General features: G+C 39.8%; 14 protein-coding genes. 12 read left to right on the plus strand and 2 right to left on the minus strand.

Annotation, left to right across the window (positions count from 1 at the left end; all coding sequences use genetic code 11):
- Window positions 1-3 precede the first annotated feature (3 nt).
- The 9 genes from AB3G38_RS01405 to AB3G38_RS01445 are packed head-to-tail and all read left to right on the plus strand — an operon-like array spanning window position 4 to window position 9,701.
- Window positions 4-1,545 carry an aldolase catalytic domain-containing protein gene (locus AB3G38_RS01405; protein ID WP_367866711.1) on the plus strand — a complete coding sequence of 514 codons (1,542 nt, stop codon included), beginning with the start codon at window positions 4-6 and terminating at the stop codon, window positions 1,543-1,545.
- Complete coding sequence (locus tag AB3G38_RS01410; protein ID WP_367866712.1) at window positions 1,545-2,282, plus strand: 3-deoxy-manno-octulosonate cytidylyltransferase; 738 nt, start codon at window positions 1,545-1,547, stop codon at window positions 2,280-2,282. Before AB3G38_RS01405 ends, AB3G38_RS01410 begins: the two co-directional genes overlap by 1 nt.
- A complete protein-coding gene (locus AB3G38_RS01415) occupies window positions 2,266-2,898 on the plus strand; it encodes an HAD family hydrolase (RefSeq protein WP_367866713.1) in 633 nt (210 codons plus the stop codon). The genes AB3G38_RS01410 and AB3G38_RS01415 overlap by 17 nt, the downstream gene beginning before the upstream one ends.
- On the plus strand, window positions 2,895-4,130 hold the full coding sequence (locus tag AB3G38_RS01420) for a hypothetical protein (RefSeq protein ID WP_367866714.1): 1,236 nt from the start codon (window positions 2,895-2,897) through the stop codon (window positions 4,128-4,130). The genes AB3G38_RS01415 and AB3G38_RS01420 overlap by 4 nt, the downstream gene beginning before the upstream one ends.
- The gene (locus AB3G38_RS01425; RefSeq protein WP_367866715.1) at window positions 4,114-5,361 is read left to right on the plus strand and encodes a hypothetical protein; all 1,248 of its coding nucleotides are present in this window, start codon (window positions 4,114-4,116) and stop codon (window positions 5,359-5,361) included. Before AB3G38_RS01420 ends, AB3G38_RS01425 begins: the two co-directional genes overlap by 17 nt.
- Window positions 5,318-6,373, plus strand: a complete 1,056-nt coding sequence (locus AB3G38_RS01430; protein WP_367866716.1) for an alpha-2,8-polysialyltransferase family protein — start codon at window positions 5,318-5,320, stop codon at window positions 6,371-6,373. Before AB3G38_RS01425 ends, AB3G38_RS01430 begins: the two co-directional genes overlap by 44 nt.
- A 3-nt stretch (window positions 6,374-6,376) precedes the next feature.
- Window positions 6,377-7,483: a glycoside hydrolase family 99-like domain-containing protein gene (locus AB3G38_RS01435; protein WP_367866717.1), complete on the plus strand. Its 1,107-nt coding sequence runs from the start codon at window positions 6,377-6,379 to the stop codon at window positions 7,481-7,483.
- Window positions 7,483-8,604: a glycosyltransferase family 4 protein gene (locus AB3G38_RS01440; RefSeq protein ID WP_367866718.1), complete on the plus strand. Its 1,122-nt coding sequence runs from the start codon at window positions 7,483-7,485 to the stop codon at window positions 8,602-8,604. Before AB3G38_RS01435 ends, AB3G38_RS01440 begins: the two co-directional genes overlap by 1 nt.
- Window positions 8,595-9,701 carry a DUF1972 domain-containing protein gene (locus AB3G38_RS01445; protein WP_367866719.1) on the plus strand — a complete coding sequence of 369 codons (1,107 nt, stop codon included), beginning with the start codon at window positions 8,595-8,597 and terminating at the stop codon, window positions 9,699-9,701. The genes AB3G38_RS01440 and AB3G38_RS01445 overlap by 10 nt, the downstream gene beginning before the upstream one ends.
- A gap of 3 nt (window positions 9,702-9,704) precedes the next feature.
- Here AB3G38_RS01445 and AB3G38_RS01450 read toward each other — a convergent pair whose 3' ends face one another.
- Together AB3G38_RS01450 and AB3G38_RS01455 are read right to left on the minus strand one after the other, a co-directional pair.
- Window positions 9,705-11,267, minus strand: coding sequence for a capsule assembly Wzi family protein (locus tag AB3G38_RS01450; protein WP_367866720.1), 1,563 nt, complete (start codon window positions 11,265-11,267; stop codon window positions 9,705-9,707).
- 60 nt (window positions 11,268-11,327) lie between these two features.
- Window positions 11,328-12,407: a mannose-1-phosphate guanylyltransferase gene (locus AB3G38_RS01455; RefSeq protein WP_367866721.1), complete on the minus strand. Its 1,080-nt coding sequence runs from the start codon at window positions 12,405-12,407 to the stop codon at window positions 11,328-11,330.
- 384 nt (window positions 12,408-12,791) lie between these two features.
- On the opposite strand from AB3G38_RS01455, the gene AB3G38_RS01460 reads away from it, so the two are divergent.
- Genes AB3G38_RS01460 through rfbD form a run of 3 tightly spaced genes read left to right on the plus strand, consistent with a single transcriptional unit; the run spans window position 12,792 to window position 15,662 of the window.
- Complete coding sequence (locus tag AB3G38_RS01460) at window positions 12,792-13,700, plus strand: NDP-sugar synthase (protein WP_367866722.1); 909 nt, start codon at window positions 12,792-12,794, stop codon at window positions 13,698-13,700.
- Between the two features lie 33 nt (window positions 13,701-13,733).
- Window positions 13,734-14,789 carry a dTDP-glucose 4,6-dehydratase gene (gene rfbB / locus AB3G38_RS01465; RefSeq protein WP_367868741.1) on the plus strand — a complete coding sequence of 352 codons (1,056 nt, stop codon included), beginning with the start codon at window positions 13,734-13,736 and terminating at the stop codon, window positions 14,787-14,789.
- On the plus strand, window positions 14,790-15,662 hold the full coding sequence (gene rfbD / locus AB3G38_RS01470) for a dTDP-4-dehydrorhamnose reductase (RefSeq protein WP_367866723.1): 873 nt from the start codon (window positions 14,790-14,792) through the stop codon (window positions 15,660-15,662).
- Window positions 15,663-15,664: the final 2 nt, after the last annotated feature.

The following is a 15,664-nucleotide window of genomic DNA, read 5'->3' on the forward strand; positions in this document are numbered from 1 at the left end:
ATTATGTTTAAAATACTTGATTGTACCTTAAGGGACGGTGGTTACTACACGAACTGGGACTTCGATAAAAGTTTAGTTCATACTTATTTGTCCTCTCTAAACAACCTGCCAGTTGATTACATTGAGGTGGGTTACAGAAGCATTCCCATTAAAGAATATTATGGCAAATATTTTTATTCTCCTGTTTATGAATTGCAGGAGTTAAAAAGTCTGACCACTAAAAAGCTCGTGATCATTTTTAATGAAAAAGATATCAGAGTTGAACACGTAGCTGACCTGTTGCAGCCTATCATCGGTATCGTGGATATGGTGCGTATCGCACTCGATCCGCAGCAATTAGGACGTGCGCTGAAACTGGCTGCCGAAATCAAAAGATACGGTTTTGAAGTTGGCTTCAACGTGATGTACATGTCTAAATGGAAACAATACGGCAATTTTGTAGAAGAGCTGAGTGGTCTTGACGGCCTGGCTGATTATTTCTACATGGTAGATAGTTACGGCGGTGTATTTCCTGACGATGTGAAACAAACCATGGACCTGATCCGGTCAAAAACTGATTGTAAAATTGGTTTCCATGGCCACAATAACCTGGAAATGGCCTTGATCAATTCACTGACAGCCGTTGATTATGGAGCTGATATTGTGGATTCAACCATTTTAGGAATGGGACGCGGCGCAGGGAATTTAAAAACTGAACTGTTACTCTCAGTTTTAAATACCAAATATAACATGGACATCGATTTTAATGCGATTGGAAATGTGGTTGACGGCTTTGATAAACTCTTAAAAAAATACGAATGGGGAACTAACGTACCTTATATGATTTCAGGATCAAATTCATTGCCTCAAAAAGATGTAATGGACTGGTATACAACCCGTGTGTATTCCCTGAATAGTATGGTCAGAGCGCTTCAGAATCAAAAAAACAATATAAAAGATAATGAGCAGCTGCCAGTTTTTACACCTGCAAAATCTTATGATAAAGTACTTATTCTGGGAGGCGGACCAAATTCAGTGGAGCATTCCAAAGCCATTATTGAATTTATCAATCACACTGAAAATATAGCTGTTGTACATTCAAGTTCAAAAAATGCTTTGTACTACAAAGATGTTCAGGCAGACCAGTTCTATTGCCTGGTAGGGAATGAAGGCCATCGTTTGGAAAAAGTGTTCAGTGACCTTGGAGATTTTAAAGGTATTTGTGTTTTTCCTCCGTTCCCACGAAAAATGGGTACTTATATTCCTGCGCAGATCCATGATCAATGCTTCGAATTTGAACAAATATCTTTTACTGATAAGTTTAAAGAGTCGCACAGTATCCTGGCCTTGCAAACGGCATTGGAATTAAAAGCAGAAGAGATTTATATTGCTGGCTTTGACGGTTATCAGGAAGCTTCAATTTCTCAGCTGGAAAGAAGCCTGGTAGACGAAAATGAATTTTTGTTCCAGATCTTCCAGGAAACTTATGCTAAAGATATTATCTCTTTAACTCCTACAAGGTATAAAACCTTACAGTCCGGTTCAGTCTATAGTCTGGTATGCTAATGAATTTTATTGTAGTTATTCCCGCACGGTATCAATCGACCAGGTTTCCAGGAAAACCGTTAATCGATATAAAAGGTAAAAGCATGTTATTGCGCACCTATGAACAATGTATTCAGGCCGTAGATAAGAGTTTAGTCTATGTGGCTACTGAAGATCAGCGCATTGTAGAACACTGCGAGTCCTTTGGTATTCAGGTCTTATTAACCTCAGACAACTGCTTAACCGGTACAGACCGGATTGCTGAAGTTGCAGCGCTGGTGAAAGCAGACTATTACATCAATGTTCAGGGTGATGAACCTTTGTTCAACCCTGATGATATTACTCAAATGATTTCCCGCCTGGATACTTATCCGGGGGAGATCCTCAATGGGTATTGTCCGATTACAGATGAAAGACAGTACAGAAGCAAATCTGTACCCAAAGTTGTTTTCAGACCAGATGGCAGGCTTTTATATATGTCAAGAAGCCCTGTTCCGGGAAATAAAAGCCTGGATTTTGTGAAAGCATGGAGACAAGTATGCGTGTATGCATTTCCTTACACGGCTTTAAAAGCTTTTGCTGAAACTAAAAATAAGACTGTTCTGGAGGCAGAAGAGGATATTGAGATTCTGAGGTTTCTGGAGCTGAATTATGAAGTGAGAATGATTGAGTTGTCCAGTGAATCTATTGCGATAGATAATCCGGAAGACCTGACAGAAGTATTGGCTAAATTAAAAGAAGATGCTATCAAAGTATAAAGTAATATTATGGGATTTCGATGGAGTCATTATGGACTCCATGCCCATAAGATCAAAAGGATTTGAGCTGGTATTAGCGCAATACCCAAAAGAACAAGTGGACGAGCTGATGGCTTATCATGAACTGAATGGTGGTCTTTCCAGGTATGTGAAATTCAGATATTTTTTTGAACAGATCAGGAAAGAAACGATTACTGAGGCGCAGGTGCTGGAGTTTGCAGCTCAATTTTCTGAAATCATGCTTTCTCTTTTGATGGATGAGAAACTATTGATTACTGATAGTGTTGAATTTATCAAAGCGAACTGGCAGGATTTCCAGATGCATATCGTTTCCGGATCTGACGGTAAAGAACTTCGAATGATCAATGACGAGCTGGGACTTTCCAAATACTTTAAAACCATCAATGGTTCTCCGACTCCCAAAAAACAATTGGTAGCAGAGGTATTAACAGCGAATCATTACGATAAAAATGAAGTTGTGCTGATCGGTGATTCTATCAATGACTATGACGCGGCCACAGTCAATAATATTTCATTTACAGGCTACAACAATCCTGAACTGAAACGTCTTTCTGAAAATTATATCACGCAATTCAAGCTCATCGTTTCCCAATGAAATTCAGTATCCTTAAGACGGTTTTCTTTGAATCCCTGAACAGGCTTTGCACTTTAATTATTGTGCTGCTGGTTTCCAGGAATTTTTCTGTCAGTACTTATGGGTACTTTTCTTTGTTTATCACCATCACTTCTATCGGGCAGACTGTCATTGACTTCGGTTCGCAGAATTTTGGGGTAAAAGAGCTGATCAAGCTGAAGGAAATTACAGACATCAGGAAAATGGTCACTACGGTGAGTACCTTCCGTTTTATAGGATTTATAGTCTGGGTATTGTTTTCCATTGTCTATTCCTTCTTCATGGAAGACTCTTTTACTTTTGCTGCGCTGTTGATTATATGGGGATTAATCTATCTCTATTACTGCGACTGGATTTTAAAGGGGGTTGGTAAAATATCCAGCCAGGCACTGATCAACCTCACTACCAACGGAATTGCTTTACTGGTACTTTACCTGCTGATCTGGAAGAAACTTGAGCTGACCAACAGTTATATCATCAGTGTCGCCAAGATCGGCCCGTTACTGGCTGCAGCTATAATCTCCGGATTTTTTTTAAAATGGTTTACCAAATCCAACCTCGTGCTGGTCGGAATCAAAAAAACATGGCCTAAAAGCCAGTTTAATGAAACTATGCTTTTTACTACCGGCAGTTTCTGTGCCAGAGCTTATAATTCGATAGGTTTAATCCTGGTCGGCTTCCTGCTGGATAAAACTACGCTGGGGATGATCTCTTATGCTTTCACCTTTTATAATATTTTCAGTATGGGCAGGGCGATACTCATTACCTCTGTTTACCCATACTTCTGTAAACTTGAGCGGAAAAAAGCACTTAAACTATCGATGTTTCTGAATCTGGGTGCCACACTATGCTTCGTTCTATTCCTGCTTATTTACCTGAATTATTCGGATGAAATTATCCATATCATCGTACCGAAAACGACAGCTATTTCTGAGGTTATCCGGTTCAACTTTACTATCGGTGTAGCGCTGATCGGGGTAGTCTGTATGTCCTTTTTTACCATTACTTTTTTACAAGCATTTGAAGGTGGAGGAATCTTTAACCGGCTAACAATCTATGGTCTGGTGATCGTACTGGTGCTGAATCTGCTGGGTTATTTTCTGGGGTATCTGAAGTACAGTTCAATTGCTTCTTTATTGACGGCAGAATTTTTAATTGCGCTTTATTCTTATTGCTACATTTTTAAAAAGACAAATAATGAAGGCATTAGTTAACAGATTATTTTTAAGCCTTGTCCTGTTGCTTCCATGGCATTCACTGATCGTGAACGGATACCTGAGAAAATATTTCTCATTGATCGTGCTCTGGAAGGAATTAGCTGTGGTAGCCCTGTTTATCCTGGCTATTACGCATAAAGGGCCTAAAATAAGTGGTATAAAGCTCATTATATTGCTCAGTACTATTTTCCTGTTAACCGCTCATCTTTTCTTTAACAGTGTCGGCTTACTGGCCGCCTATAGTTACCGGATATACCTTTTGCCGATATTAATGACCATTTCCCTCTATAAATTGTCAGACTTAATTGATTGGGAAAAAATCTCTAAATGGTTTATCACCGGTGCATTTGTGATGGCGATATTTACTACCATCCAGCAACTATTTCTGGGAGAGAGTATTTACCTGAACGCAGGTTATCCGGTGAACACCTTTAGCGATGAGAAACTCAACTTTACCTTTTACATCGGCTACGGATTGCTGCAAAGAGGGGCAGGAGGGTTTATTGCGCCAATTCCATATAGCGTATACCTGATCCTGGCGCTGGTTTTACTGTTCAAATACAAAGAACTGTTTAGTGCCAGATTTGCCAAAACGCTGAATATGGTATTAACCATTAGCCTGGTGCTTACTTTTACCCGTTCTACCATTGCTACCTACCTGTTTTTCTTTGCCATTCCTTACCTGAATGTTTTTACCCGGAAAACCGTAAAATATCTGGTTGTGCTCGTATTGGTGGTGATAGTCCAGTTTTTCGTTGTCCCAGCTGCTATTCAGGACATGGAACTCAGTACCATTGATACTTTCTGGAGCAACAGTACCTCGCTGGAAGATACCAGTTCTGCCGGACATTTTGAAAGTCTGGACAGAGGTTATAAAATCGCGTGGGAAAACATTGGAAATGGTATTGGTCTGGGGAAAGTCGGTGCACATACTGCCGCATTTTTTGATAACGCCCTGGTCATAGAGTCCGGTTACTTATCAGTAATCATTGAACTTGGTTTAATGACGGCGGTATTTATATACCTGTCATTTCCGCTGGTGCATTATAAAAAAGGTTCACTGTCTACCGTCATTATCCTGGTTTACCTGGCAGTATCCTTCCTTTTGCCCCTAATCTATTACGTAGAATTATCCCTGTTAATTCTCATTACTATTGAAGCACTAAATAACGAAAAGAAAATATATGTTGATCATCGTAGGAAGTCCATGGCAAGCTCTTTTGGCTAAGAGCTATATGCTGAAAGAGAATATAACTGACCCGCAATACATCATTGAGAAATCATCTCCGAAATCATTCGCAGAGATTATAAAAATACTCGATGCTGATCAGGATTCGATCCGCATGGTTATTGAATGGTCGCAACTCTCTGTGCTTTCCAGGGCGAAAGCTAAAATTGCATCTTCCTATATCGATGCGATCAGGCAGGCCCTGCAACACGATTATTTTAAAGCTGTTGAAAAAATCCTGGTCTTTTCTGAGCAAACCGTGCTCTTTAAAATCATTTATGATCTTTTTGGAGATGATAAAACTTATCTCAAATCAGAGGATGGAATTCTGGACTATTTGCCAGAGCTCAAACACCACAGTTTATTCAAACAAATTGCCGGGTATGTATTCATCCAATCCAAAGTCAAATATTACGTCTATAAAAATTATTATCACATTTTCAGCCAGGTGATCATGTTCAGTAAGGTTGAGGAAGTGAGTCCGGAGTGTTATGTTCCACTGGCAAGCCTTAAAAAGGAATTTCTGACTGTCCTGAAAACGGCTTATCAAATCACTGAAGGTGGTGATACCTTTAAAGGTAAAGATGTCCTGCTGCTCTGCCAATCTCTTTCTGAAGATAAAGTCGTTCCGCTGCAAGAAGAACTGAAGCTGTATGAGAAATTCATTCAACGCTGTAACGACTTAAAAATGACGGTGATTATTAAACCCCATCCACGTTCATGTCCGGAAAAAATTGAAGCTTTAAGTAAGCTCACCTCCAGTCAGGTAGAGTTTTTTGAAGACTACGGTATTCCGGCAGAATCCATGCTGCTGAATGGGAAATTTAAAGAAGTTGTTGGCGTTTATTCTAATACGATTATCTATGCCCACGAATTTTTTGGTGTTAAAGGGATTTCTTTGCTCACCCCACAGATGATTGACCTTTTAGCCCGTAAAGAAAAAAAGAAATTTACTTATATCTACGCGCAGTTAAGAAAGTATTTTAGTAATGAATATACTGTTTTTCAATAGCTTATGAATTTGACATCGTTTCTTCCTTTCAGGATGAACATTGCAATCCTGGCGATTGCGATCATCCCTTTTACCGGTAGCTTTCAAAGCAGCCCACCAGAAAAACCAGCTGCTGATATTAAATTGGGAGCTTATTATTTTGACGGATGGACTGGAAAATATGCACAGCATATCAGTCCAAAACTAATGAACGCTTTTGCGAACAGGAAACCAAAATGGGGGTGGATCACAAGTTCTCAGAACGTTGTTGATCAGCAGATTATAGCAGCCTCTAATGCCGGGCTATCTTTCTTTAGTTTCTGCTGGTATTACAGCGGGAAAGACAAATATAAAACAGAGCCTTTAAATAATGCACTGAAATATTTTCAAAAATCTGCCAATACCGATAAAATGGAATTCTGTCTGATGGTGGCTAACCATAAAGGATTTGAAATAGGAACCGCAGACTGGAGTACCGTTCAGGCAGAGTGGGTGAAACAATTTAAAACGCCAAACTATTTGAAAGTGAACGGTAAACCGCTGCTCATCATTTTCTCAGTCGGGAACCTGGTTAAAGATCTGGGATCGGCAGATGCTGTTAAAAGTGCTTTTCAGGAATTGAAAACTGCAGCAGCAGCCAGTGGATTAACTGGTGTAACCATGGCTGCCTGTATTTCTGGTGATGCACGAAGTGTCAAACAAGCCCAGGACTGTGGTTTTGATATCCTGACAGGGTATAATCAGCATAGCGCAGGCTTTACGGCGAAAACTACACAGATTCCTATTGACAGCATGCGGACTGCGGAGAAAAGATTATGGAACAGGGTAGCTAAAATCAGTGATTTGCCCTATATCCCGGTGTCTACCCTGAACTGGGATCCAAGACCCTGGGCAGCAACAAATAATGCCTATGATACTGCTCCTTATTTTGTCGGTTATTCTGAGCAATCAGTTTACAATTCCGTTTCGGGAATGATGACCTGGATGAATAAAAATGCAGCACATCTCACTAAAGAAAACATTGCATTGCTCTACGCATGGAATGAAAACGGAGAAGGCGCTTATCTGACTCCTTCTGCGAAAGGGCCGGACTTCCTCAGAGGACTACAAAAAGCTTTAAATAAACAATAATGAGTTTGATACCAAAAAAGATAAGAATTCTGCTCGACGCACATATTTTTGATCATTCTTTTCAGGGCACAGCCACTTATATGTATGGACTGTATTCCGCATTGGTAGAATTCGAAGGACTTGAAATCTCTTTATGTGCGAATGACCTTCAGCATTTAAAAGCGCTGTTTCCTGATCCAAGATTTAAATTTGTGCAGTTGAATGCAAGTTCCAGCATCAAAAGATTGCTGACTGAATACCCCAGGCTGATTAAAGAGGGGAAATATGATTATGCACACTTTCAATATATTGTTCCCTTTGTTAAAAACTGCAAGTTTATCAATACTGTTCACGACCTGCTGTTTTTGGAGTTTAAACAATATTTCCCATGGTCTTACCGGATCAGCAGAAAAGTGCTTTTTTTGGCTTCTGCTAAAAGATCAGATATTGTCTTAACAGTTTCAGCATATTCACGAATTGATGTTTCTAAAAAGTTCCGGATTGCTAAAGAGCAGATTCATGTGACTCCGAATGCCGTTACAGTAAACCCGGCAAAAGTAGCATCCGAAATTAATATCAAAGCTAAATATGGTATAGAGAAGTATATCTTATTCGTAAGCCGCTTTGAGCCCAGAAAAAATCACAATGGGCTCCTGAAAGCCTTCCTGAATTTAAAACTATACGAGCAAGGCTATAACCTGGTTTTTATCGGGAGTAAAAAAGAGAAAATTGAGCAAGACGCTTTTGATGAATTACAAACCTTGATTCAGGAGGATAACCGGAAATATGTCCATTTTCTGGAAGGCATCAGCTGGCCCGATCTGAACGCTTTCTATCAGCAGGCAGAAGTTTTTGCTTTTCCTTCCTTGGCCGAAGGTTTTGGTATTCCGCCGATAGAAGCAGCCATGAACGGATGTAAGGTGATTTGTTCCAATCAGACGGCGATGTCAGAATTTAGCTTTTTCAAATACTTATTTGATCCCGCAGACCAATCCGGATTTGAATCTATGTTACGTGCAGTACTGGATGATCAGGAATACCCTTTTGAACAAATCAAACAAGAGATAGCCAGTAGATATAACTGGGAAGTGATAGCAGATAAATTTTATAATATAATTAGCAAAGATCATATATGCGCATAGCGATAATCGGGACAAGAGGTATACCAAACTATTATGGAGGTTTTGAACAATGTGCAGAGTACCTTGCGCTTGGGTTAGTGAAAAGAGGATTTGAAGTTATCGTTTATAATTCTCATAACCATCCCTACCAGGAAAAAGAGTGGAATGGGGTTAAGCTTGTGCACTGTTACGATCCTGAAGATAAAATGGGTACTGCCGGCCAGTTTGTTTACGACCTGAACTGTATTCTTGACGTGAGGAAACAGCATTGTGATATCATCCTGCAGCTGGGGTATACCAGTAGCTCTGTATGGGGCTGGATGCTGCCGAAAAAAGTAGTGGTGACCACCAATATGGATGGACTGGAGTGGAAGCGGACAAAGTACTCAGAAAAAGTAAAGAAGTTTTTAAGATATGCAGAAAGCCTTGGCGTAAAATATAGTGATCATTTGATATCAGATTCTATCGGGATTCAGGACTATCTGAAAGATAAATATAAAAAAGACTCCACCTTCATTGCTTACGGAGCTACCTTATTTGAAAGTCCGGATCCCAGTATGCTTCAGGAATACAAACTCGCTCCGTATGCCTATAATATGCTGATTGCCAGGTTAGAGCCTGAAAATAGTATTGAAGTTATCCTGGAAGGTGTAGCGATGGCAGGTCTTAATATCCCATTTTTGGTAGTCGGAAAACACGAAACCGATTATGGGAATTATCTGAAAGAAAAATTTGGCGCTTATCCTCAAATCAGGTTTATTGGCGGAATTTATAATATTGGGATCCTGAATAGTCTGAGACATTTTTCAAAGCTCTATTTTCATGGCCATACCGTTGGTGGTACTAATCCATCGCTGCTCGAAGCTATGGCCTCCAGCAGTTTGGTCTGTGCAAATGATAATCCATTTAATAAGTACATTTTAGAAGATGATGCGCTCTATTTCGGGAATGCAGCCGACGTTCAAAGGCACTTGTTGGAAGTAGTTTATGATCGGGATATTTATCAATCCATGATCGCTAATAACAGAGATAAGATTACCAGGATCTATGACTGGGAATTGATTGTTGATCAATACGCAAATCACTTTGCTGCGATCAAGGGTCAGATTAACAGGTAAATTTTACCAGCTCTTTCTCAGTTTCAAAAGCAAACCATAAGCATTATAAAGTAATTTACCCTGATCAAGGGCTGTAGCAAAACCAATATTATAGCCCTTGTTTAGTGGTCTCATACCTTCCAGATAGAAAGAGAGCTGATCAACCGGCACAAAGATATTGGTGGTCTGCGGATTTCTGATCGAGCCTGTTGAACCTCCGAAAATACTCGTTCCAAAAGTACCGTAGTTCTTCGAATAAGTAAGTTTTGTGGTGAAGTCCCAGTCTTGTAAGCTCCCTGATAAACCGAAATGTACTGCAACTATCCGGTTATTAATAAAGTTATCCGCATTCCGGTAGGCCTGTCCTGTCCGCGCATCATTTCTTGTGGTAATTAAAGGTGTTCCCAAACCCATGCCTTTATAAGACCAGCCTTCCATATAATAGAAATTGTTGTAGTAATCTTCATCACCAGATTTGGTAGGTACGGACCATGGGTAGCCTGCCTGATCTTTAGAATAAAAGAACTCAAATAATGCTTTCTTCCATTCAAATCCGCGATTTTTACGGTTGTAATTCTTATTCCCGAAACTGATTCCATTTAAACCATCCCTGATATTTGCCAGTTTGGACAAAGCACCTACATCATAAAAAGTTTGACGGTATACCATGACTTTAATACTGGTGAAATCATATTCGGCGCCCAAATCCACAGAGCCCAGTTGGTTGCCAATTTTAGAAGTCGGTACGCCGGTAGTTCCATAAGATTTACCTGTGGCTACATAAAATAATGATTTGAGTGGAGAAAGTTTGAAATTAGGCCCGTAAGCTTCTTTTTCATTACCCCAATAGACCTGGTGGTTGAATCCACCGTAAAACTTCAGTTTCCAATCTTCCCTGCCCAAACGAACATACAAAGACTTTTGATGAAAATAAGTGGCAGGGTGGGTATTCTGGATATTATAAACCTGATTGCTGGACTGCGAACCCTTAATAACGTCCAGAATTCTTGTTTTTCCAACCCAGCCATGTACAAAGTTTCCTTTGATAGCGAACAGTCCGTTAAAGACTGGCAAAGTATAATAGTCAGGAATGGAAAGTTCTATTTTTGGTATCCCCAGGGCATTTCCTGATACAGAGAAATTACCTGAACTTAATGCGGTATCTCCATTCAATCCCATCACATCTTTCGTTCTTCCGCCTTTAAGTTCAAAAATACCAGCTCTTACTTTTGCATAAGCCTCGATCAGCTGGAGTGCTGATTCCTTTCCAATATTTGCTCTCCCGTCAAAACCAAAGCCCCAGTCTATCAGCTTTTTCTTTCCGGATGTACTATCAATTGAAGACGGCTTAAGATAATCACGGTGGAATCTTGCGATAAAACTCCCCGATGCGCCAGGGGAAGGAGTGGATCCGAACTGGTTTGACCGCATCCAGAAAGGAACAGCCCCGCTGGTTGTTCCGATGGCCTGAGTCTCCACTTCGGCTTTTATACCCTTAAAGGTTTGTGCTTTGATCTGGCTGGTCAGTGCCAGAAGCGCTACAGGAACTAATATTAACTTACTATTAAAATTTTCAATAAAACTCATCAGGATCAGGATAAAAAGGTACGGTAGCGTATTTATATTTATGGAGCGCTTGCTTATAATTTAAATGAAGGCCTCTCCAAAAGTGATACTCATTTCTTTAACCACTTCTTTGATTTCCTGTTCCTGATCTTTAGGGTAGATCAATAAAGCATTACCCTCATCTACGACAATAAAATTATCAAGGCCGCGGATAATAGCCAGCTTATCACTATTGATATGGATGATACTATTCTGGGTGTCTTTTATATTAATCTGCCTGGCAGATAATACATTGTTGTCGCCATTTCTTGGTGCAGACTCATACAAAGAAGCCCAGGTTCCAAGGTCTGACCAGCCAAAATCTGATGGGATGGTATAAACATTGTCGGCTTGTTCCATAATCGCATAATCAATAGATATGTTTGGTGATTTTGGATAGTTTTCAGTGATGAATGTCTGTTCTTCAGAAGTATTATACAGGTCTTTTCCACTGTCAAATAGCGTATATATTGTTTCTGCGTGCTCTTTTAGTCCTTTAAGAATAGAGCCGGCCTTCCAGATGAAGATACCAGCATTCCAAAGGTAATCTCCGGTTTTCAGGAATTCTTTTGCTTTTTCCAGGGAAGGTTTTTCTGTAAACTGCATAACTTTATGAAGTCCCTGATCCTGATCTGCCGCATATTTGATATAACCATAACCTGTATCTGGCCGGGTGGGTGAAATTCCTAAGGTAACCAGTACATCGTGCTGTGCTGTATAAGCTAATGCCTGTTTAACTTTATCAATAAAGATATCTTCGTGTAGTATAAAATGATCAGAAGGGGCGACTACAATGTTTGCATCCGGGTTGATTTTGTTCAGCTTAAAAGATGCATAAGCGATACAGGGGGCTGTATTGTTGCGGCTTGGTTCGCAAATTAGCTGTTCTAAGCTAATCCCTTTTAGTTGATTTATAATAATATTGCTGTACTGACTATTCGTTACAATGTATATATTTTCCGGCGGACATAATTTCAAAAAACGATCATATGTTAACTGGAGGAGTGATTTGCCGATTCCAAGGATATCGAGGAATTGTTTAGGATAGGCATTGCGGCTTTTAGGCCAGAATCTGCTGCCGACTCCGCCGGCCATTATCAATACAAAGTTGTTGTTTTTCATTTTTCTGGTTGATTGTGGTTGCTCTTAAATGATTGAAAATATTATGTTTATGGTTATTTTTTGTTTCGTTTTAGCATTTACGACTGAATAATGAGTTATAGCCTGAGGTTTTAATGGCAGTTATTCCCCTTGATTCTAAAATTATTGAATTATTCCTTATAAACCAGGAGTGAATTCAGAAGTTAATGATTTTTTAACCTTAATCTCATCCTATTGTTGCAAATGTATTTATTTTTATGTTATTATAATTATGTTTCTATTGCTATTTGCGTTTAATAAAAGCTTTGTTATGTTAATATATTGAATTTAAGTGAAAATTTAATGCTGCGTTCATGAGGTAAAATCCTTAAGAGTACTATATTTGTACCTATAACATTTCTACTTATGACTAAATTAAAACCCTCACTCGTTATTTTGGCTGCCGGAATGGCGAGCCGTTATGGTGGTAACAAACAAATTGAGTCTTTTGGGCCTTCCGGAGAAACCATTATGGAATATTCAATTTTTGATGCCATTAAAGCGGGGTTTGGTAAGGTGATCTTTATCATCCGTGAAGAATTTGCTGCTTCCTTTAAAGCTGCTATTGAGCCTAAGCTCGCAGGTAAAATCGAGCTGGACTATGTTTATCAATCTCTGGATAAATTTAGCGGTGGCCAGGAGATCTCTGCCGAACGTACAAAACCGTTTGGAACACAGCATGCGCTATTGTGTGCCAGGGAAGTTTTGGATGCGCCTTTCGCAGTAATCAATGCAGATGACTTTTATGGTGATGATGCCTTTAAGCAAGCTTATGATTTTCTGACTACAGCAGCTGCGGCAGGTAAATATGCCTGTATCGGATATGAACTTAAAAATAGCTTAAGTGAGCATGGTTCAGTGACCCGTGGTCAGATTAATGTGAATGCAGCAGGTCATATTACCGGAATTACGGAGCGTAAAGAAGTAGTTAAAAGGGATGGTAAAGCAATTGCAAAGGATGGTGATCAGTTTATTGAATTGGCACTGGATACCATGGTGAGTATGAACTTTTTTTGTTTTACACCAGAATTTGTGAATTGGAGCGAAGTTGGTTACCTTAAGTTTCTTCAGGAGAATGTAAATAATCTGAAAGCTGAATTTTTAATTCCGGAAGTTGCAGATCAGCTGATTAGTGCAGGTGAAGGAGTGGTGAAAATGATTCCAACTGAGTCCAAATGGTTTGGTGTGACTTTTAAGGAAGATGCACAAATCGTTAAAGAAAGACTATTGGAGTTAACAGCATCTGGATTGTATCCGGCTGATCTGTGGAAATAAGAACCAGGATAATCAACCATTAAATCTACAATGATGACTAAGAAAATTTTAATTACTGGTGGTGCCGGGTTTATCGGTTCACATGTCGTACGCAGGTTCGTGAAGAACTACCCCGATTATCAGATCGTAAACCTTGATAAATTAACTTATGCAGGGAATCTTTTAAATCTGACTGATATAGAGTCAGCTCCAAATTACGAATTTGTGAAAGGGGATATTGTGGATGCCGCTTTTATAACTGAACTATTCCGTGCGGAGCAATTTGATGCCGTTGTTCATTTGGCTGCTGAATCACACGTAGACCGCTCTATCTCCAATCCGATGGAATTTGTGATGACCAATGTGATTGGAACAGTTAACCTGCTGAACGCTGCAAAAGAACATTGGAAAGGTAGCTATGCACAGAAACGATTTTATCATGTTTCTACGGATGAAGTTTACGGGGCGCTTGGGGAAGCGGGTATGTTTACTGAAACTACCGCTTACGATCCGCATAGTCCTTACTCTGCTTCTAAAGCAAGTTCAGATCACTTTGTGCGTGCTTATCACGATACTTACGGGCTGGATGCGGTGATTTCCAACTGCTCAAATAACTATGGCTCTCATCACTTTCCGGAAAAACTAATTCCGCTGGCGATCAATAATATTAAAAATAATAAAGCGGTACCTGTATACGGTAAAGGTGAAAATGTACGTGACTGGCTTTGGGTTGAAGATCATGCGCGTGCTATTGATGTGATTTTCCACCAGGCAAAAGCCGGGGAAACCTATAATATCGGTGGTCACAATGAATGGAAAAACATTGACCTGATTAAGCTGCTCTGCAAGATTATGGATGAAAAACTTGGACGCTCATCCGGCACTTCTGAACAATTGATTACTTATGTAACCGATCGTGCGGGTCATGATTTAAGGTATGCAATTGATTCTTCTAAACTTCAGGAAAAATTAAACTGGGTGCCCAGCCTTCAGTTTGAAGAAGGTCTGGCAAAAACAGTAGATTGGTATCTTGAAAATGAACAATGGCTGGAGGACGTGACTTCGTCAAATTATCAGTCTTATTATGAAACTCAATACGCAGAAAGATAAATGGATATATTAGTATTAGGTGCATCTGGTCAGCTGGGTAGCTGTATCAGAAAAGTAGCTTCGCAAAAAAAAATCAGTTCTATCTCTTTTCCTGATGAAAGTGCAGGGAATATACTGGACTATGCAGGGCTTGAAGAATTATTTATTGCAGAGCAGCCGGAATTCGTGATTAACTGTGCGGCTTATACTGCTGTAGATAAAGCAGAAGATGATGCGGAGCTTTGTGAGCAGGTTAACAGGGATGGAGCAAAGCATATTGCGCTGCTTTGCCAGGCGTACGGTGCGGTGATGATCCATGTTTCTACCGATTTCGTTTTTGGCGGTAACACTGTTAATTTGTTGAAAGAAGAAGATGCTGCTGAGCCCGTTAATGTTTATGGCGTCACTAAGCTGGCGGGTGAAAAAGATATTGCAGCTGTTTTATCTGCCCATTTCATTTTACGTACCAGCTGGTTGTATTCGGAATATGGAAACAACTTTGTGAAAACTATGCTGAAATTAGGTGCAGACAGAGATGAGCTGAATATTATTGCTGATCAGATTGGTACGCCGACTTATGCGATTGATCTGGCAAAAGCAATTTTAACAATTATTGAATCAGGAAAGACGGCTTACGGAGTTTACCATTACAGTAATGAAGGAGTGACCTCCTGGTATGATTTTGCGCAGGGTATTTTTGAACTCAGTGATACGGAGGTGAAATTATTCCCTATTCCTGCTTCTGAATATCCGACAAGGGCAGTAAGACCGAAGTTTTCCGTTATGGATAAAACTAAAATTAAAAAGACTTTTGATTTGGAGATCCCATACTGGAGAGATAGTTTATCAGTTTGTATCCACCAACTGGCTTTAATTAATGCCCCTCAAATTTAAAA

Origin of the sequence: Pedobacter sp. WC2423 (assembly GCF_040822065.1) — a bacterium.
In the GTDB taxonomy this organism is placed as follows: Bacteria; Bacteroidota; Bacteroidia; order Sphingobacteriales; family Sphingobacteriaceae; genus Pedobacter.

Bases quoted from the DNA above. Each gene is read 5' to 3' on its own strand.
- rfbD (WP_367866723.1), top strand. From the start codon at position 14,790: ATGGATATATTAGTATTAGGTGCATCTGGTCAGCTGGGTAGCTGTATC.
- AB3G38_RS01425 (WP_367866715.1), top strand. From the start codon at position 4,114: ATGAAGGCATTAGTTAACAGATTATTTTTAAGCCTTGTCCTGTTGCTT.
- AB3G38_RS01460 (WP_367866722.1), top strand. From the start codon at position 12,792: ATGACTAAATTAAAACCCTCACTCGTTATTTTGGCTGCCGGAATGGCG.
- AB3G38_RS01420 (WP_367866714.1), top strand. From the start codon at position 2,895: ATGAAATTCAGTATCCTTAAGACGGTTTTCTTTGAATCCCTGAACAGG.
- AB3G38_RS01415 (WP_367866713.1), top strand. From the start codon at position 2,266: ATGCTATCAAAGTATAAAGTAATATTATGGGATTTCGATGGAGTCATT.
- rfbB (WP_367868741.1), top strand. From the start codon at position 13,734: ATGACTAAGAAAATTTTAATTACTGGTGGTGCCGGGTTTATCGGTTCA.
- AB3G38_RS01440 (WP_367866718.1), top strand. From the start codon at position 7,483: ATGAGTTTGATACCAAAAAAGATAAGAATTCTGCTCGACGCACATATT.
- AB3G38_RS01405 (WP_367866711.1), top strand. From the start codon at position 4: ATGTTTAAAATACTTGATTGTACCTTAAGGGACGGTGGTTACTACACG.
- AB3G38_RS01410 (WP_367866712.1), top strand. From the start codon at position 1,545: ATGAATTTTATTGTAGTTATTCCCGCACGGTATCAATCGACCAGGTTT.
- AB3G38_RS01430 (WP_367866716.1), top strand. From the start codon at position 5,318: ATGTTGATCATCGTAGGAAGTCCATGGCAAGCTCTTTTGGCTAAGAGC.
- AB3G38_RS01450 (WP_367866720.1), bottom strand. From the start codon at position 11,267: ATGAGTTTTATTGAAAATTTTAATAGTAAGTTAATATTAGTTCCTGTA.
- AB3G38_RS01435 (WP_367866717.1), top strand. From the start codon at position 6,377: ATGAATTTGACATCGTTTCTTCCTTTCAGGATGAACATTGCAATCCTG.
- AB3G38_RS01455 (WP_367866721.1), bottom strand. From the start codon at position 12,407: ATGAAAAACAACAACTTTGTATTGATAATGGCCGGCGGAGTCGGCAGC.
- AB3G38_RS01445 (WP_367866719.1), top strand. From the start codon at position 8,595: ATGCGCATAGCGATAATCGGGACAAGAGGTATACCAAACTATTATGGA.